Source organism: Rhodoferax sp. SPJ21 (genome assembly GCF_058216335.1).
In genome coordinates this window covers 948,088-963,559 of record NZ_JBYZMO010000002.1, presented here as the reverse complement: position 1 = coordinate 963,559, position 15,472 = coordinate 948,088, and the positions used below count along the sequence as shown (strand labels likewise).

Annotated in this window: 16 protein-coding genes; 6 read left to right on the top strand and 10 right to left on the bottom strand. The window is 64.3% G+C overall.

Features of this window, described 5'->3' with window-relative positions:
- Positions 1 to 28 precede the first annotated feature (28 nt).
- From argH to AC4BBN_RS12300, 4 genes are all read left to right on the top strand, one after another.
- On the top strand, positions 29 to 1,420 hold the full coding sequence (gene argH, locus AC4BBN_RS12315; RefSeq protein ID WP_490592865.1) for an argininosuccinate lyase: 1,392 nt from the start codon (positions 29 to 31) through the stop codon (positions 1,418 to 1,420).
- Between the two features lie 186 nt (positions 1,421 to 1,606).
- Positions 1,607 to 2,044: a universal stress protein gene (locus AC4BBN_RS12310; protein WP_490592269.1), complete on the top strand. Its 438-nt coding sequence runs from the start codon at positions 1,607 to 1,609 to the stop codon at positions 2,042 to 2,044.
- A 69-nt stretch (positions 2,045 to 2,113) separates the two neighbouring features.
- On the top strand, positions 2,114 to 2,773 hold the full coding sequence (locus tag AC4BBN_RS12305; RefSeq protein WP_490592268.1) for a response regulator: 660 nt from the start codon (positions 2,114 to 2,116) through the stop codon (positions 2,771 to 2,773).
- On the top strand, positions 2,770 to 4,074 hold the full coding sequence (locus tag AC4BBN_RS12300; RefSeq protein ID WP_490592267.1) for an ATP-binding protein: 1,305 nt from the start codon (positions 2,770 to 2,772) through the stop codon (positions 4,072 to 4,074). The genes AC4BBN_RS12305 and AC4BBN_RS12300 overlap by 4 nt, the downstream gene beginning before the upstream one ends.
- On the opposite strand, the gene AC4BBN_RS12295 is transcribed toward AC4BBN_RS12300, so the two are convergent.
- Positions 4,071 to 5,288, bottom strand: coding sequence for a glycosyltransferase (locus tag AC4BBN_RS12295; protein ID WP_490592266.1), 1,218 nt, complete (start codon positions 5,286 to 5,288; stop codon positions 4,071 to 4,073). The two genes, AC4BBN_RS12300 and AC4BBN_RS12295, sit on opposite strands and share 4 nt — an antisense overlap.
- 100 nt (positions 5,289 to 5,388) lie before the next feature.
- On the opposite strand from AC4BBN_RS12295, the gene AC4BBN_RS12290 reads away from it, so the two are divergent.
- Together AC4BBN_RS12290 and AC4BBN_RS12285 are read left to right on the top strand one after the other, a co-directional pair.
- Complete coding sequence (locus tag AC4BBN_RS12290; protein WP_490592265.1) at positions 5,389 to 6,564, top strand: right-handed parallel beta-helix repeat-containing protein; 1,176 nt, start codon at positions 5,389 to 5,391, stop codon at positions 6,562 to 6,564.
- A 55-nt stretch (positions 6,565 to 6,619) separates the two neighbouring features.
- The gene (locus AC4BBN_RS12285; protein ID WP_490592264.1) at positions 6,620 to 8,293 is read left to right on the top strand and encodes an asparagine synthetase B family protein; all 1,674 of its coding nucleotides are present in this window, start codon (positions 6,620 to 6,622) and stop codon (positions 8,291 to 8,293) included.
- Between the two features lie 122 nt (positions 8,294 to 8,415).
- Here AC4BBN_RS12285 and hisD read toward each other — a convergent pair whose 3' ends face one another.
- The 9 genes from hisD to AC4BBN_RS12240 all read right to left on the bottom strand — a co-directional run bounded on the left by hisD (position 8,416) and on the right by AC4BBN_RS12240 (position 15,467).
- Positions 8,416 to 9,738 (bottom strand): histidinol dehydrogenase, encoded by a 1,323-nt coding sequence (hisD, locus tag AC4BBN_RS12280; protein ID WP_490592263.1) that lies wholly within the window; start codon positions 9,736 to 9,738, stop codon positions 8,416 to 8,418.
- A gap of 5 nt (positions 9,739 to 9,743) precedes the next feature.
- Positions 9,744 to 10,394 (bottom strand): ATP phosphoribosyltransferase, encoded by a 651-nt coding sequence (gene hisG, locus AC4BBN_RS12275; protein WP_490592262.1) that lies wholly within the window; start codon positions 10,392 to 10,394, stop codon positions 9,744 to 9,746.
- Positions 10,391 to 11,671 (bottom strand): UDP-N-acetylglucosamine 1-carboxyvinyltransferase, encoded by a 1,281-nt coding sequence (gene murA / locus AC4BBN_RS12270; protein WP_490592261.1) that lies wholly within the window; start codon positions 11,669 to 11,671, stop codon positions 10,391 to 10,393. The genes hisG and murA overlap by 4 nt, the downstream gene beginning before the upstream one ends.
- Positions 11,672 to 11,692: 21 nt before the next feature.
- Positions 11,693 to 11,935: a BolA family protein gene (locus AC4BBN_RS12265; RefSeq protein WP_490592260.1), complete on the bottom strand. Its 243-nt coding sequence runs from the start codon at positions 11,933 to 11,935 to the stop codon at positions 11,693 to 11,695.
- 15 nt (positions 11,936 to 11,950) lie between these two features.
- Positions 11,951 to 12,706: an ABC transporter permease gene (locus AC4BBN_RS12260; RefSeq protein ID WP_490592259.1), complete on the bottom strand. Its 756-nt coding sequence runs from the start codon at positions 12,704 to 12,706 to the stop codon at positions 11,951 to 11,953.
- Positions 12,703 to 13,641 (bottom strand): ABC transporter ATP-binding protein, encoded by a 939-nt coding sequence (locus AC4BBN_RS12255; RefSeq protein WP_490592258.1) that lies wholly within the window; start codon positions 13,639 to 13,641, stop codon positions 12,703 to 12,705. The genes AC4BBN_RS12260 and AC4BBN_RS12255 overlap by 4 nt, the downstream gene beginning before the upstream one ends.
- Positions 13,642 to 13,708: 67 nt before the next feature.
- Positions 13,709 to 13,975, bottom strand: coding sequence for an STAS domain-containing protein (locus AC4BBN_RS12250; protein ID WP_490592257.1), 267 nt, complete (start codon positions 13,973 to 13,975; stop codon positions 13,709 to 13,711).
- Positions 13,976 to 13,977: 2 nt separating this feature from the next.
- On the bottom strand, positions 13,978 to 14,619 hold the full coding sequence (locus tag AC4BBN_RS12245) for an MlaC/ttg2D family ABC transporter substrate-binding protein (protein ID WP_490592256.1): 642 nt from the start codon (positions 14,617 to 14,619) through the stop codon (positions 13,978 to 13,980).
- A 125-nt stretch (positions 14,620 to 14,744) separates the two neighbouring features.
- A complete protein-coding gene (locus tag AC4BBN_RS12240) occupies positions 14,745 to 15,467 on the bottom strand; it encodes an MlaA family lipoprotein (protein WP_490592255.1) in 723 nt (240 codons plus the stop codon).
- Between the last annotated feature and the right edge of the window lie 5 nt (positions 15,468 to 15,472).

The window sequence follows — 15,472 nt, the reverse complement described above, 5'->3', positions numbered from 1 at the left end:
CATTGGTGCCTGCTGCATGTCCTCCTCCATCAACCAACTCGACAAAAAATCCGAAGCCTGGTCGGCCCTGTTCTCCGAGCCCATGAGCGACCTGGTCAAGCGCTACACCTCCAGCGTGTTTTTTGACAAGCGCCTGTGGCAGGCCGACATTGCCGGCAGCCTGGCCCACGCCGAGATGCTGGCCGCGCAAAACATCATCACGGCCCAAGACCACGCCGACATCCAGCGCGGCCTGGCGCAGATCAGCTCCGATATCGAGTCCGGCAACTTCGAGTGGAAGTTGGACCTGGAAGACGTGCACCTGAACATCGAAGCCCGCCTGACCCAGCTGGTTGGCGACGCCGGCAAACGCCTGCACACCGGCCGCAGCCGCAACGACCAGGTCGCTACCGACGTGCGCCTGTGGCTGCGCGGCGAGATGGACCTGATCAACGGCCTGCTGACCGACCTGCAGCTGGCCCTGGTCAGCATCGCCGAAAAGAATGTCGACGTGGTGATGCCCGGCTTCACCCACCTGCAGGTGGCCCAGCCGGTAAGCTTTGGCCACCATATGCTGGCCTATGTGGAAATGTTCGCCCGCGACGCCGAGCGCATGCTGGACGTGCGCAAACGCGTGAACCGCCTGCCGCTGGGCTCGGCCGCGCTGGCCGGCACCAGCTACCCGCTGGACCGCGAGCGCGTGGCCAAGACCCTGGGCATGGAAGGCGTGTGCCAGAACAGCCTGGACGCCGTGAGCGACCGCGACTTTGCGATCGAATTCACCGCCGCTGCCAGCATCGCCATGGTGCACATCAGCCGCTTGAGCGAAGAGCTGGTGCTGTGGATCAGCCAGAGCTTTGGCTTCATCGACATTGCCGACCGCTTCTGCACCGGCTCCAGCATCATGCCGCAGAAGAAGAACCCCGACGTGCCCGAGCTGGCGCGCGGCAAGACCGGCCGCGTGGTCGGCCACCTGATGGGCCTGATTACCCTGATGAAGGGCCAGCCCCTGGCCTACAACAAGGACAACCAGGAAGACAAGGAGCCGCTGTTCGACACCGTGGACACGCTCAAAGACACGCTGCGCATCTTTGCCGAAATGGTCGGCGGCATCACCGTCAAGCCCGAGGCGATGGAACGCGCTGCCCTGCGCGGCTACGCCACCGCCACCGATCTGGCCGACTACATGGTCAAAAAAGGCCTGCCCTTCCGCGACGCGCACGAGGCCGTGGCCCACGCGGTGAAGGCCGCCATCGCGCACAGCGTGGACCTGTCCGAGCTGCCGCTGAGCGTGCTGCAGCAGTTCAACCCGAAGATCGAAAAAGACGTGTACGACGTGCTGAGCCTGCGTGGCTCGATGAACGCCCGCAACACCCTGGGCGGCACCGCGCCCGCCCAGGTCAGCGCCCAGATTGCACGGCACCGCGCCCGCCTGGCCTGAACCGAATCGCTAGCAAATACATAGCTGCAAGCGCAGGATTTATCTGCGCTTGCAGCTATTTTTGCTTATGGTCAAACAAAGCCTTACAGCTGATACACGCAGGCTTGACCCAGATCAACAGCAGGGCCGGGGCACCGGTCGCACAATGCCATCACACACCACACACAGTGGATGGAAGGAGCGACTATGCTGAAACACATTTTGCTGGCCACCGACGGTTCTGCCGCCTCTGACCATGCGGCCGCACTGGCCGTGGACCTGGCGCGCAATATGGGCGCAAAACTGACCGCCCTGTACGCGGTGGACCCCTACCCCTACCTGGGCGTGGGTGAAGTCAGCGCCGAGGGTCTGCAGTACTACATGTCGGCCGCGCAAGAAGATGCCGCCACAGCCCACGCCAAAGTCGCCTCGCTGTGCAGCCAGGACACACCGGTGACGCTGATCCCGGTCACGGTAGAAGACCGCGCCGTGGCATCCGCCATCCTGGAATACGCCCATGGCCAGGGCGTGGACCTGATCGTCGTCGGCTCGCATGGGCGCTCGGGCATTGCCCGGCTGCTGCTGGGCAGCACCGCCACCAAGGTACTAGCCGAGTCCAAACTGCCGGTGCTGGTGGCCCGCTGAGGCTGGCTCTTTAAGCCCGGTCTAAGCCCGGGCGGGCATACTCGCCATCCAGAAGGAGCGAAGACCTGGATGCGACTGCTGCTGGTAGAAGACGACCCCATGATCGGCGAAACCGTGCTCGACGTACTGCGCGCCGAGCACTTTGCCGTGGACTGGGTCAAAGACGGCGCCATGGCCGATACAGCCTTGTGCACCCAGCAGTACGAGCTGGTGCTGCTGGACCTGGGCCTGCCCAAGAAAGACGGGCTGGACGTGCTCAAGGCCCTGCGCCAGCGCAAGGACTGCACGCCGGTGCTGATCGTCACCGCGCGCGACGCCGTGGCAGAGCGTATCAAGGGCCTGGACGCCGGGGCCGACGACTACGTGCTCAAACCCTATGACATCGACGAGCTGCTGGCCCGCATCCGCGCCCTGACGCGGCGCAGCGCCGGCCGTGCCGACCCGGTGCTAGAAATCCACGGCCTGCGCCTGAACCCTGTCACCCACGAAGCCACGCGCGAAGGCCAGACTATCGCCCTGTCGGCCCGTGAATGGGCTGTGCTGGAGGCGCTGATGGCACGCCCCGGCGTGGTGTTCTCACGCGCCCAACTGGAAGAAAAGCTTTACAGCTGGAAGGACGACGTCAGCAGCAACGCCGTCGAGGTCTACATCCACGGCCTGCGCAAGAAGCTGGGCAGCGAACTGATCCAAAACGTGCGTGGCCTTGGCTACGTGATACCGAAGCCATGACCAGCCCGTATTCCCTGCGCCGGCGCCTGCTGGGTTCGGTGATGACGGCCATCCTGGCCGCCGCACTGTTCCAGGCCGCGTCCGCCTACCACGGCGCGCTGCAGCAGGCCGACGAAATGTTCGACTACCACCTGCAGCAAATGGCCTACGCGCTGCGCAATGGCACCCCCAGGCAGCTCGATCCATTGGAGGCAGACGACGACGCTGACTACGAAGTACAGATATGGAGCGCCAACGGCGTGCAGCTGTTCCAGTCGCACCACAACCGCCTGCCACCGCAGGCCGTGCTGGGCTTTTCTGACGTAGTGCAAAACGGCACACGCTACCGGGTGTATTCCATCCAGACGCCAGCACAGACCATACAGATCGCCCAGGACATGAGCGCCCGCCAGGCCCGCGCCCGTGCCCTGGCGGTACGCGCCATGCTGCCCATGGCCTGGATGGCGCCACTGCTGATGCTGGCCCTGTGGTGGGCCATACGCCACGCGCTCAAACCGCTGGAGCGCACGCGCCGCCAAATTGCCACCCGCGCCGCCGACGACCTGTCGCCCCTGCCTGACAGCGGCCTGCCCGACGAAGTGCGCCCCCTGGTGCACGAGCTGAACCTGCTGTTCGCCCGGCTACATGCCGCGTTTGATGCGCAAAAGTCGTTTGTGGCGAATGCCGCCCACGAGCTGCGTTCGCCCCTGAGCGCACTCAAGCTACAGGCCCAGGCCCTGGGCCGCGCGGCCGATGGACCGGGCCGCGATGTCGCCGTGGCCCGGCTGCACCAAGGCATAGACCGCGCCATCCGGCTGATGAACCAGCTGCTGGTGCTGGCGCGGCAGGAGTCCGCCGCCGACACCCCGGCCAAGCCGCTGAATCTGCAAGACCTGGTGCGTCTGGCCGTGGAAGAAGCCCTGCCGCAGGCGCATGAGCGGCAGATGGACCTGGGTGTGAATGCCGACGCCCCGGCATGGGTACAAGGCCACGCCGAGGCCTTGCGCATCCTGCTGCGCAACCTGCTGGACAACGCGCTGAAGTACACGCCCGCACAGGGCCGGGTGGATGTGGGACTGGTAGCTACGCCGGGCAGCACTACGTTGACGGTAGAAGACTCCGGCCCCGGAATTGCGCCGGCCGACCTGCCCCATGTGTTTGACCGCTTCTACCGCAGCACGGACGCGGGTGCTAGCGGCAGCGGCCTGGGGCTGGCCATTGCCCAGGCCATCGCGCAAGCCCACAAGGCCACACTGACGCTGGACGCATCGCCCATGCTAGGCGGGCTGCGCGTAAAGCTGACCTTCCCCAGCGCAAGTTAAAGCGTATCTAGCAGCCGCGCAAAGGCCTGGGAACGACCCTGGCGCGAGGCATCGCGCACGGCAGCCGGGTTGGGCAAGGCCACCGACTGGCTGCGCACCGCGGCCAAAAAGCGCGGCAGCAGTTCGACCATGGCATCGACGGAATCCAGCGGGGCGATGGCATCCAGGCCCGCACCGCGCAGCACGCCCGCCGTATCGCCGACAGGGTCGGTCAGGCCCAGCAAGGGCCTGCCGGCGCGCAGGTATTCATAAATCTTGGCGGGAATCTGCGCATTGCAGTTGCTGGCCTGCATGACCAGCAGCGCATCGACTGACAGCATCTCGGCCAACGCCTGGCGGTAGGGCACGGCGGGGCAGAGTTCAAGGAAGTCCTGCACGCCGTACTGGCTGGACAGGCTGGTCAGCAGATCGTCGTGCGCCGAGGCGCGGAAGCGGATCTTCAGCTGCTGTGGCTGCAGGCTGCCCTGCGCACGCAGGCGCTGCAAGGCCTGGAACAGCTGGGTCGGGTCGCGCTCCGAGGGGTAGACGATGCCGCTGTGCAGCAACACCACCGGCTGGTCCGCCGCCAGCGGCTGGGCTGCTGCGGCCGGAGCGTTGGCAAAGCTTTCCTCGTCATAGCCGTTTTCCAGCACCGCAATGCGGCTGGCGGCCTGGGGGTAGCGCTCGCGGTACATCTGCGCCGCGCCGGGCGTGGTGAATAGGGAGTAGCGCGCCTGCTCCAACGCCTGCTGTTCGATGCGCTGGTAGCTGCGCCAGGTTTCGGGGTCGGCGGGGTAGCCGTCCTGGGCCATGGGGTCGCGGAAGTCGGCCACCCAGGGGATGCCAGTCTTCTGGTGCAGCTGCTGGCCAATCACATGGGCCGTGGCAATCGGGTAGGTGGACCAGATGGCGTCGGGCTTGTACTTCTTGATCATCTGCAGACCCTGGCGCACGGCGTCGAAGCGCCAGCTGACCCAGCGGTCCGGCCGGGCCATCCAGCCCATGTAGCGGCCCTTGATGTTCAGATGGCGCGCGGTGTCCAGGGCGAAGGCGCGCTGCACCACCGTCTCGGGCGGCACATCGGCCAGCAGGTCGGGGCTGGTGCGTTCGTAGGCGCGGTCTTCGGCCGTCAGCACCAAGGGGCGCCAGCCCAGCGCGGGCAGATGCTGCACAAACCGCAACGTGCGCTGTATGCCACTGCTGCCCGCCAAAGGCGGGAAGTGGTAGGCGATCATTAAAACTGTTTTCAAACGGCTAGCCCTGGGGTTGTGTTCTATGCAGCCAGAGATCATACGGGCAGACAGCGGGCCACCCGCATCCGGCAGAATGCCTGCCATGCGCAGCACCCCCTCCCTGTTCGCTACCTTATGCCGCCTGTGGCTACTAGCCTGGTTGCTGCTGGCAGGCGCTGCCGACGCGGCCACGCTGCTGCGGGTCGGCCCCCAGCGCACTATCAAAACAATAGCTGCAGCCGCAAAGACGGCGGGCGACAACACGGAAATTGAAGTAGATGCCGGCGACTATGTGGGCGACGTAGCGGTATGGACCCAGTCCCACGTCACCCTGCGCGCCGTGGGCGGCCGCGTGCGCGTGCAGGCCAATGGCATGGCGGCAGAGGGCAAAGGCATTTGGGTGGTGCGCAGCTCCCAGTTCACAGTAGAGGGCTTTGACTTTTCCGGCGCGCAGGTAGAGAGCCGCAACGGCGCCGGCATACGCTTTGAAGCCGGCAGGCTGGTGGTGCGCAACTGCAGCTTCACCTACAACGAGATGGGCCTGCTGACCAGCAACGACGCCAACGCGGTGCTGGAGGTGGAAGACAGCGAATTCGCCTACAACAGCCGCCCGGACGGCCACAACCACAACCTCTACATAGGCCGCATCGCGCGGGCCACCGTCAGCGGCAGCTATTTGCACCACGCCCGCACCGGCCACCTGCTGAAAAGCCGGGCCTCCACCAACTACATCCTCTACAACCGCCTGACCGACGAGGCCGGCGGCAGCGCCAGCTACGAGCTGGAGTTCCCCGACGGCGGCGTGGCCTATGTGATCGGCAACACCATTCAGCAAGGCCCGCAGACCGAAAACCCGCATGTGATTTCCTTCGGCGCCGAGGGCTATGCCTGGCCCAGCAACCAGCTGTATCTGTCGCACAACACCCTGGTGGACGATCTGCCCGGCGGCGGCACCTGGCTGCGCGTCAAACCCGGCGCCGACGCGGTGCTGGCCGTCAACAATCTGTTCATAGGCCCTACGCCCCTGCCCGGCACACCCGGCACCTGGCGCAACAACTTCCGGCTGGACCGCAGCGCCTTCGCCCCCGGCTACGACTACCGGCTGCGCGCCGACAGCCCCCTGGTCGGCAAAGCCATGGCCCCTGGCAGCGCCAACGGCCAGGATCTACGGCCCCAGCGTGAATATATTCACCCCGCGCACAGCGCGGCCCTGAACCCTGTGGGCAATGCCCCGCATAATCCCGGAGCGCTGCAGCAGCTGAACCCGGCCCGGCCTTGAGCTTTCAAGCCCCCGCGCTACTGCACTTGTATCGGCTTTTTTACCCTATCCGCCCATGTCCTTGACTGCTTCCTCACTGGTGCTTGGTTCCCCCCTGTTTGCAGATGCCCGCCTGGCCGCGCTGGCCCGCTCCGGCGGCGCGGAGGCCGCCTGGCAGGCCGCCTTTGCTGACAACCCGGCCACGGCCGCGCTGCAGGCCAGCGGAGACTTTGCCGTGGCGCTGCAAGAGGCATCCGGGCGCACCTTTCTGGCGGTAGACCGCTTCGCCGTACGCAGCCTGTGCTACCGCATCCAGGACGGCCAGCTGCGCTTTGCGGCCCGCGCGGACGAACTGGCCGATAAGCACGCCGAGGTGGACCCGCAGGCGATTTTTGACTACCTGTTCTTCCACGCCATCCCCTCGCCGCGCACCATCTTCAAGGACGTGTTCCGCCTGCCGGCCGGCCACTACGCCGTGTTCGACAAAGGCCAGCTGCTGGTCGCACCGTACTGGGTGCCCACTTTCAACGAGCAGACCGGGGCCTCTTTTGACACCCTGCGCGACGAGTTCCGCAGCCTGGTGCGCAGCGCCGTGGCAGGCGAGCTAGACGGCGGCAAGGCCGGCTGCTTCCTCAGTGGCGGCACCGACAGCTCCACCGTGGCCGGCATGATCGGCCAGGCCGCCGGCAAGCCCGCCGCCACCTATTCCATCGGCTTCGACGCCGAAGGCTATGACGAGATGGAGTACGCGCGCCTGGCCGCACGCCACTTCAAGACCGAACACCACGAGTACTACGTCACCCCCGAAGACCTGGTACGCAGCATTGCCGATGTGGCCGGCTCCTACGACCAGCCATTTGGCAACTCGTCCGCCCTGCCCTCGTACTACTGCGCGCGCATGGCCAAGGACGACGGCGTCACCAAGATCCTGGCCGGCGACGGCGGCGACGAGCTATTTGGTGGCAACAGCCGCTACGCCAAGCAGCGCGTCTTCGGCTGGTACGACGTGGTGCCCGCCCCCATCCGCAGCGGACTCATGGAGCCGCTGCTGGGCAAGACAGCCAACAGCGCCATCAGCCTGCTGAGCAAGGCCTCCAGCTATGTGGAACAGGCCAAAGTGCCCATGCCCGACCGGCTGCAGATGTACAACCTGCTGCTGCGCCTGGGCATCAGCGATGTGTTCACCCCCGATTTCCTGGCGCGCATCGACGTGCAGGGCCCGGCCGTGCAGCAGCGTGGCGTGTGGCAGCAGGCCCGCACCGACAGCCTGGTGAACCGCATGCTGGCCTTCGACTGGCGTTACACCCTGGCCGAAACCGACCTGCCCAAGGTCTGCGGCACCACCCAGCTGGCCGGTCTGCAGGTGGGCTTCCCCATGCTGAACCAGGCCCTGCTGGAGTTCTCGCTCAAGCTGCCCACCGAATACAAGCTCAAGGGTCTGAAGCTGCGCTGGTTCTTCAAGGAAGCGCTGCGCGGCTTCCTGCCGGACGAAATTCTGACCAAGAAGAAGCAAGGCTTCGGCCTACCCTTCGGCGTCTGGGCCACGCGCCACGACGGTCTGAAGAAACTGGCCAGCGACTCACTGAACAGCCTGGCCACACGCAACATCGTGCGCCCGGAATTCATCCGCAGCCTGCTGGCCGAGCGACTGCAAGAGCACCCCGGCTATTACGGCGAAATGGTCTGGATTCTGATGATGCTGGAGCAGTGGCTGCAAAAGCACGCGCCGCAGTTCAAGATGCCCAGCTGAGGTTGCCACCGGGTATTCGCTCTCTTTTTTAGCATCAAAAAGAATAGCTGCTAGCGCATATATCTACTGCGCTAGCAGCTATTTTTATGCCCGGAAAACGGGCCTATTTTTCCAAGTCCGGCTTAGGCTTTGTCCAAGCGCATCTCGGCGGCCTGGGCATGGGCCTGCAGGCCTTCGCCATACGCCAGCTCAGCCGCTATCGGGCCTAGCAGCTGGGCACCTGCCTGGCTGACCTCGATGATGCTGCTGCGCTTCTGGAAGTCGTAGACCCCCAGCGGGCTGGAGAAGCGTGCCGTGCCCGAGGTCGGCAGCACATGGTTTGGGCCAGCGCAGTAGTCGCCCAGGCTCTCGCTGGTGTAAGCGCCCAGGAAGATGGCGCCGGCGTGCTTGAGCAGCGGCTCCCAGCGGTGCGGGTCGTTGCTGCTGACTTCCAAGTGCTCGGGCGCGATGCGGTTGCTGATCTCGCAGGCCTCTTCCATGCTGCGGGTGTGGATCAGCGCGCCACGGCCGGTGAGGCTCTTGGCGATGATCTCGGCGCGCGGCATACCGTTCAGCAGGCGGTCGATAGCGGCCTGTACCTGGGCGATATAGCCAGCGTCCGGGCACAGCAAAATGCTTTGCGCCAGCTCGTCGTGCTCGGCCTGGCTGAACAGGTCCATCGCCACCCAGTCGGGCGGCGTGGTGCCGTCGGCCAGCACCAGAATTTCGCTCGGGCCAGCAATCATGTCGATGCCCACCGTGCCAAACACGCGGCGCTTGGCGGCGGCCACATAGGCATTGCCGGGGCCGGTGATCTTGTGCACGTTCGGAATGGTGGCCGTGCCATAGGCCAGCGCGGCCACGGCCTGCGCGCCGCCGATGGTGTAGGCGCGGGTGACGCCGGCCACGTAGGCGGCGGCCAGCACCAGGGCGTTCTTCTCGCCGCGCGGTGTGGGTACCACCATGATGATCTCGGCCACGCCGGCCACATGGGCGGGGATGGCATTCATCAGCACGCTGGATGGGTAGGCCGCCTTGCCGCCGGGCACGTAGATGCCCACGCGGTCCAACGGCGTGACCTTTTGGCCCAGCAGGGTGCCGTCGGCGTCACGGTAGCTCCAGCTCTCGCCCGAGGCTTTTTTCTGCGCCTCGTGGTAGCTGCGCACACGGGCAGCGGCGGCTTGCAGGGCTTCGCGCTGGGCGGCGGGAATGGCATCGAACGCGGCTTTCAGCTCGGCCTGGGTCAGCTCTAGCTCCGCCAGCGAAGTGGCGCTCAGGCCGTCAAAACGGTTGGTGTATTCCAGCACCGCCGCGTCGCCACGCTGCTGCACATCGGCCAGGATGTCTGCGACCGTCGTTTCGATCGCCGTGTCCGCCTCGGCAGACCAATGCAGGCGCGCCTTGAATTCGGCCTCAAAAGTGGCGCTAGCGGTGGAAAGATGTGCGGGAGCAGCTACAAATGTCATAGCAATCAGGAGGTAGAACGTTCGGCAACCGCCGCCGCGAAGGCGTCGATCAATGCGCGGATAGGGGCCTGCTTGAGTTTGAGCGCGGCCTGGTTGACCACCAAGCGCGAGCTGATGTCCATGATGCGCTCCACCTCTTTCAGGTGGTTGGCCTTCAAGGTATTGCCGGTGGACACCAAATCCACGATGGCGTCGGCCAAGCCGGTCAGCGGCGCCAATTCCATGCTGCCGTAGAGCTTGATCAGGTCCACGTGCACGCCTTTGGCGGCGAAGAATTCGCGTGCGATGGCTACATATTTGGTAGCAACCCGCAGCCGCGAACCCTGCTTCACAGCGCGTTCGTAATCAAAGTCGTTGCGCACCGCCACGCTGATGCGGCACTTGGCGATCTGCAGGTCCAGCGGCTGGTAGAGCCCAGAGCCACCGTGTTCAATCAGCGTGTCCTTGCCGGTAATGCCCAAGTCGGCACCGCCGTTTTCCACATAGGTGGGCACGTCGGAGGCGCGCACCAGCACCACCCGCATGCCGGGCTGGTTGGTGTCCAGAATCAGCTTGCGCGAGGTGTCTGGGTTGTCCAGCACCTCGATGTTGGCGGCACGCAGCAGCGGCAGCGTGTCGTCAAAGATGCGGCCTTTGGAGAGGGCTAAGGTAATCATGCTTTCACTCGCTCGATATCTGCGCCAATGCCGCGCAGCTTGGCTTCCATCTGGTCGTAGCCGCGGTCCAGGTGGTAGATGCGGTCCACCATGGTTTCGCCCTCGGCCACCAGGCCGGCGATCACCAGGCTGGCGGACGCGCGCAGGTCGGTGGCCATCACGGTGGCACCGGACAGCTTGGCCACGCCTTCGGTCACGGCCACCTTGCCGTCGATCTGGATGTGCGCGCCCAGGCGCACCAACTCGTTGACGTGCATGAAGCGGTTTTCAAAAATCGTCTCGGTGACCTTGCTCGGGCCCTGGGACACGCAATTCAAGGTCATGAACTGGGCTTGCATGTCGGTAGGGAAACCGGGGTATTCGGTGGTGCGGAAGCTCTGCGCCTTCAGATGCGTGTGGGCCGGGCCGGCAGAGTGCACGCGGATACCGTCCACTTCGGGCTCCACCGTCACCCCGGCCGCACGCAGCTTGTCGATCACGGCGTCCAGGTGGTCGGCACGGCCGTGCTGCAGCAACACGTTGCCACCGGTGGCCGCCACGGCGCACAGGAAGGTGCCGGTTTCGATGCGATCCGCCACCACCTGGTGGTTGCAGCCGTGGAGCTTGTCAACGCCCTGGATGCGGATGCGGTGCGTGCCGTGGCCTTCGATCTTCGCGCCCATCTTGATCAGCATCTCAGCCAGATCGGAGATTTCAGGTTCTTGCGCGGCGTTTTCCAGAATGGTCTCGCCTTCGGCCAGGGCTGCGGCCATCAGGAAGTTCTCGGTACCGGTAACCGTCACCATGTCGGTGGTGATGTGGCAGCCCTTGAGGCGGGTCCAGCCCTTGGGCAGCTTGGCGATCATGTAGCCATGCTCGACCACGATCTCGGCGCCCATGGCCTGCAGACCCTTGATGTGCTGGTCCACCGGACGCGAGCCGATGGCGCAGCCGCCGGGCAGCGACACCGTGGCTTCGCCAAAGCGCGCCAGCAGCGGGCCCAGTGCCAGCACCGAAGCGCGCATGGTTTTCACCAGCTCATAGGGCGCTTCGGGCGACGACAAGGCGCCGGCATTGATGCTCACCGTTCCGTCTTCAGAGCGCTCTGCGGTCACGCCCATGTTGCGGATCAGCGTGAGCATGGTGGCCACGTCCTGCAGGCGCGGCACATTGGTCAGGGTGACAGGGTCAGCCGTCAGCAAGGCTGCGCACAGCTCGGGCAACGCGGCGTTCTTGGCGCCAGAGATGCGGACCTGGCCTTGCAGGCTACGGCCACCGCGTATAAGAAGTTTGTCCATGGAAATGCAATCGGAATAGGGTTAGCGGGGCAAAGCGGCCCACTCTGCCGGGGTGTAGGTTTTCATCGACAAGGCATGCACTTCGTCGGTATGCATCTTGGCACCCAGCGTGGCGTAGACCCGCTGGTGGCGCTGGATGGCGCGGCGGCCTTCGAACTCGGCCGAGACAATGGTGGCATACCAGTGGCGGCCATCGCCTTCCAGTGTGATGTGCTCGCAGGGCAGGTGCAATGCGATGAGGTTTTGTAGTTCTTCTGCTGTCATGGGAGTGTTTTTGTATTAGCCGCGGATCTTGTAGCCGATGCGCAGCAGGTTCACGGTGATGGCGCTGACCACCAGCAAGGCCGTGCCGACGATGCCCAGGCTCAGCCAGGGCGACACATCGCTCACGCCAAAAAAGCCGTAGCGGAAGCCGTCGATCATGTAGAAGAACGGGTTCAGGTGGCTGACGGTCTGCCAGAACGGCGGCAGCGAGTGGATGGAATAGAACACGCCGCTCAAGAAGGTCATGGGCATGATGACGAAGTTCTGGAACGCCGCCATCTGGTCGAACTTCTCGGCCCACAGGCCGGCGATGATGCCCAGCGTACCCAGCAAGGCCGCGCCCAGCACCGCGAACACGATGATCCACAAGGGAGCCACAAAGCTGGAGCCAGTGAAGATGGCGGTCACCGCAAATACGCCGGTACCGACCAGCAGGCCGCGCGCCACGGCCGAGCCGGTATAGGCCCAGAACCAGCCCCAGTGCGATATCGGGGTGAGCAGCACAAACACCAGGCTGCCCATGATCTTGCTCTGGATCAGCGAGGACGAGCTGTTGGCAAAAGCGTTTTGCAGCACGCTCATCATCACCAAGCCGGGCACCAGAAAGGCGGTGTAGTTGATGCTGCCGTAGACCATGGCCTTGCCTTCCAGCACATGGCCGAAGATCAGCAGATACAGCACGGCGGTCAGCACCGGCGCGCCCACGGTCTGGAAGGCCACCTTCCAGAAGCGCAGCGATTCTTTGTATAAAAGGGTTTGCCAGCCGGTCATGCTGTTGCCTCAGTAGCCGTATAGCCGTTGGTCATCACGTCAAGGAACACATCTTCGAGATCGGCCTTGCGAATTTCGACATCTTCGGCAACCAAGCCGGCCTCACGGACCGCCGCCAGGTAGCGCTCAATCTCGGCCGCGTTGTGCGCGGGGAACTGTACGATGCGGCCCGTAATCCGGGCCTGCTGCGCCAGGGCGCTGGGCAGTTCGCTATCGACTTTGAAGCGCAGCACATTGCTGGAAGCGTTTTTCAGCAGCTCGCTGGTGCGGTCCAGCGCCACCACCCTGCCCTGTTTGAGCATGGCGATGCGCGAGCACAGGGCTTCAGCCTCTTCCAAGTAATGGGTGGTCAGCAGCACCGTGTGGCCTTGCTTGTTGAGCTTGGCGATGAACTGCCACAGGGTCTGGCGCAGTTCCACATCCACACCGGCGGTGGGCTCATCCAGCACGATCACCGGTGGCTTGTGCACCAGCGCCTGTGCGACCAGCACCCGGCGCTTCATGCCGCCGGAAAGCTGGCGCATGTTTGAGTTCGCCTTGTCGGCCAGGCCCAGGCTTTCCAGCAGTTCGTCAATCCAGGCGTCGTTGTTCTTCACGCCGAAGTAGCCGGACTGGATGCGCAGTGCCTCGCGCACATTGAAAAAGGGGTCAAACACCAGCTCTTGCGGCACCACGCCCAATTGGCGACGCGCGTTGGCGTAGTCACTGACCACGTCGTGGCCGTGCACCAGCACCTTACCGCTGGTGGCTCGGTTCAGGCCGGCCAGGATGCTGATCAGCGTGGTCTTGCCCGCGCCATTCGGGCCGAGAAGGCCAAAAAACTCCCCCTGGGCAATGTCGAAGCTGACGCTGTCGAGGGCTGTGAGCGGAGGGGTTTTAGCGCCGCGTGGGCTGGCGTAGGTCTTCGAGACCTGCTGGAAGGAGATGGCTGGCATGGGCCGGTGATTTTAACGGCTAGGCCCGGCCGCCGTCGGAGCAGGGCTTTCCTACCGGCGGAGCAGTTTAAGCCGCCGGCAGCAAGCCCGCGACACCGTACAGGCCAGCAAGGTCCGCCAGGCGCTGGGGCAAACCTCGCACCGCGAACGAGCGGCCCAGGCTGAAGCTCTCGCGGCGGCATTCCAGCAGCACGGCCAAGGCGGACGAATCGAAGCTGGTCAGCGCCGTGGCGTCCACGACCACCGCACCGGGCTGCGAACGCAGGCCCTGCAGCAGCATGTGCAGGGATGCGGTCGCCTGTGCGTGGGTCAACTCAGCGGGCAAGACCAACACGTTCAGCCCTTTTTGGCGTTGGTCTGGTTGCGCGTGGTCAGCGTGGTGATCAGACCGTCAATGCCCTTGGCGTTGATCTCGGATGCAAACTGGCTGCGGTAGGTTTCCACCAGCCAGACGCCCAGCACGTTCAGGTTGAAGATCTTCCAGCCTGCGCCGTCGCCCGGGGTCTTTTCCAGACGGTAGTCCAATTGGATGGGATCGCCATGGCCCTTGACTTCGGTACGCACGACAACTTCCTTGTCGTCCGCAGCCGCGCGGAAGGGCTTCAGGCTAATTTCCTGGTCGCTAGTGACTTGGGCCAGGGCGCCGGAATAGGTGCGCACCAGCAAGGTCTTGAACTCATCCTGCAAGCGCTTTTGCTGCTCAGGCGTGGCTTGGCGCCAGCCAGGGCCGACTGCGGAGGCCGTCATGCGCTGGAAGTTCACATTGGGCATGATCTTGGTATCGACCAGGCCCATGATCTTGTTCACGTTGCCCTGCTGCAGGCTCTTGTCCGCCTTGATGGTGTCCAGCACATCGGTGGAGATGCGCTTGACCAGGGCTTCTGGCGCCTCATCGGCGGCAAACACCTGCACAGACGTGGCAGACGCCACAGCCAACACCACACCAGCGGCCCAATGGCCCAAAGAACGACGGTTCATAAACACTTTCTCTTAGCGGGAAAAGCCCGCATCTCAATAATGGAACGGCCTACCGATGGGTTGACCCACACGGCGGCAGCGGCGTGCAATTTGCACAAGGCTTACACAGCAAGCCGGTAAAACATCTATTTGGGCGCATCCGTCGAAGGATCGGGCGGGTTGCCGTCATACACCTCGTTGGTGCGCAACTGCAGGTAGAAATCACGGGTGAACGTGTATTTGTCCAGCGCGGCCTCTTCCAGAGTAGCGGTGGCACGTAACAGATTGGCCCGTGTATCGATCAGGCTCAAGCCATACAGGCGGTCGTGGTCACCCGCGTGCGGCACGGCGTTCAGCAGGTTGCCCTGGGCGTCCACCGGCAAGGCGGCGGCATCACGCACGGTGGACGGGCCCAGCAACGGGATCACCAGATAAGGGCCAGACGGCACACCCCAGCTACCCAGGGTCTGGCCGAAATCTTCCTTGTGGCGCTCCAGGCCCATATCGGTCGCCAGGTCAAATACACCGCCTATGCCGAACACGGTGTTGATGCTGAAGCGCATCCAGCTCTCCACCGCGTTTTGGCCCTTGCCCTGCAAGGCGTTGTTAGCGGTATTCCAGACTTCGCCCAGGTTGGAGAAGAAATTAGTCACTCCGGTACGCACCAGCACAGGCGTTACTTTGGTGTAGGCCGTGGCCACGGGTTTGAACACCGCGTTGTCCACGACGTCATTGAAGCCGTAGATCTTGCGATTCATCGGCTCCAGCGGGTCGCGTGGATTGGCCTGCGGGCCTGTGGCGCATGCAGACACCAGAGCCAATAGGCCTCCAGCGCAGGTATATCGTGCGTATCTAGCTATTTTTTTCATAGTAA

What these genes read in the sequence shown, in the direction of transcription:
- AC4BBN_RS12310 (WP_490592269.1), top strand. Translation starts at nt 1,607, where the DNA reads ATGCTGAAACACATTTTGCTGGCCACCGACGGTTCTGCCGCCTCTGAC.
- AC4BBN_RS12295 (WP_490592266.1), bottom strand. Translation starts at nt 5,288, where the DNA reads ATGATCGCCTACCACTTCCCGCCTTTGGCGGGCAGCAGTGGCATACAG.
- AC4BBN_RS12305 (WP_490592268.1), top strand. Translation starts at nt 2,114, where the DNA reads ATGCGACTGCTGCTGGTAGAAGACGACCCCATGATCGGCGAAACCGTG.
- hisD (WP_490592263.1), bottom strand. Translation starts at nt 9,738, where the DNA reads ATGACATTTGTAGCTGCTCCCGCACATCTTTCCACCGCTAGCGCCACT.
- AC4BBN_RS12300 (WP_490592267.1), top strand. Translation starts at nt 2,770, where the DNA reads ATGACCAGCCCGTATTCCCTGCGCCGGCGCCTGCTGGGTTCGGTGATG.
- AC4BBN_RS12265 (WP_490592260.1), bottom strand. Translation starts at nt 11,935, where the DNA reads ATGACAGCAGAAGAACTACAAAACCTCATCGCATTGCACCTGCCCTGC.
- AC4BBN_RS12260 (WP_490592259.1), bottom strand. Translation starts at nt 12,706, where the DNA reads ATGACCGGCTGGCAAACCCTTTTATACAAAGAATCGCTGCGCTTCTGG.
- murA (WP_490592261.1), bottom strand. Translation starts at nt 11,671, where the DNA reads ATGGACAAACTTCTTATACGCGGTGGCCGTAGCCTGCAAGGCCAGGTC.
- AC4BBN_RS12255 (WP_490592258.1), bottom strand. Translation starts at nt 13,641, where the DNA reads ATGCCAGCCATCTCCTTCCAGCAGGTCTCGAAGACCTACGCCAGCCCA.
- AC4BBN_RS12285 (WP_490592264.1), top strand. Translation starts at nt 6,620, where the DNA reads ATGTCCTTGACTGCTTCCTCACTGGTGCTTGGTTCCCCCCTGTTTGCA.
- AC4BBN_RS12290 (WP_490592265.1), top strand. Translation starts at nt 5,389, where the DNA reads ATGCGCAGCACCCCCTCCCTGTTCGCTACCTTATGCCGCCTGTGGCTA.
- AC4BBN_RS12245 (WP_490592256.1), bottom strand. Translation starts at nt 14,619, where the DNA reads ATGAACCGTCGTTCTTTGGGCCATTGGGCCGCTGGTGTGGTGTTGGCT.
- AC4BBN_RS12240 (WP_490592255.1), bottom strand. Translation starts at nt 15,467, where the DNA reads ATGAAAAAAATAGCTAGATACGCACGATATACCTGCGCTGGAGGCCTA.
- hisG (WP_490592262.1), bottom strand. Translation starts at nt 10,394, where the DNA reads ATGATTACCTTAGCCCTCTCCAAAGGCCGCATCTTTGACGACACGCTG.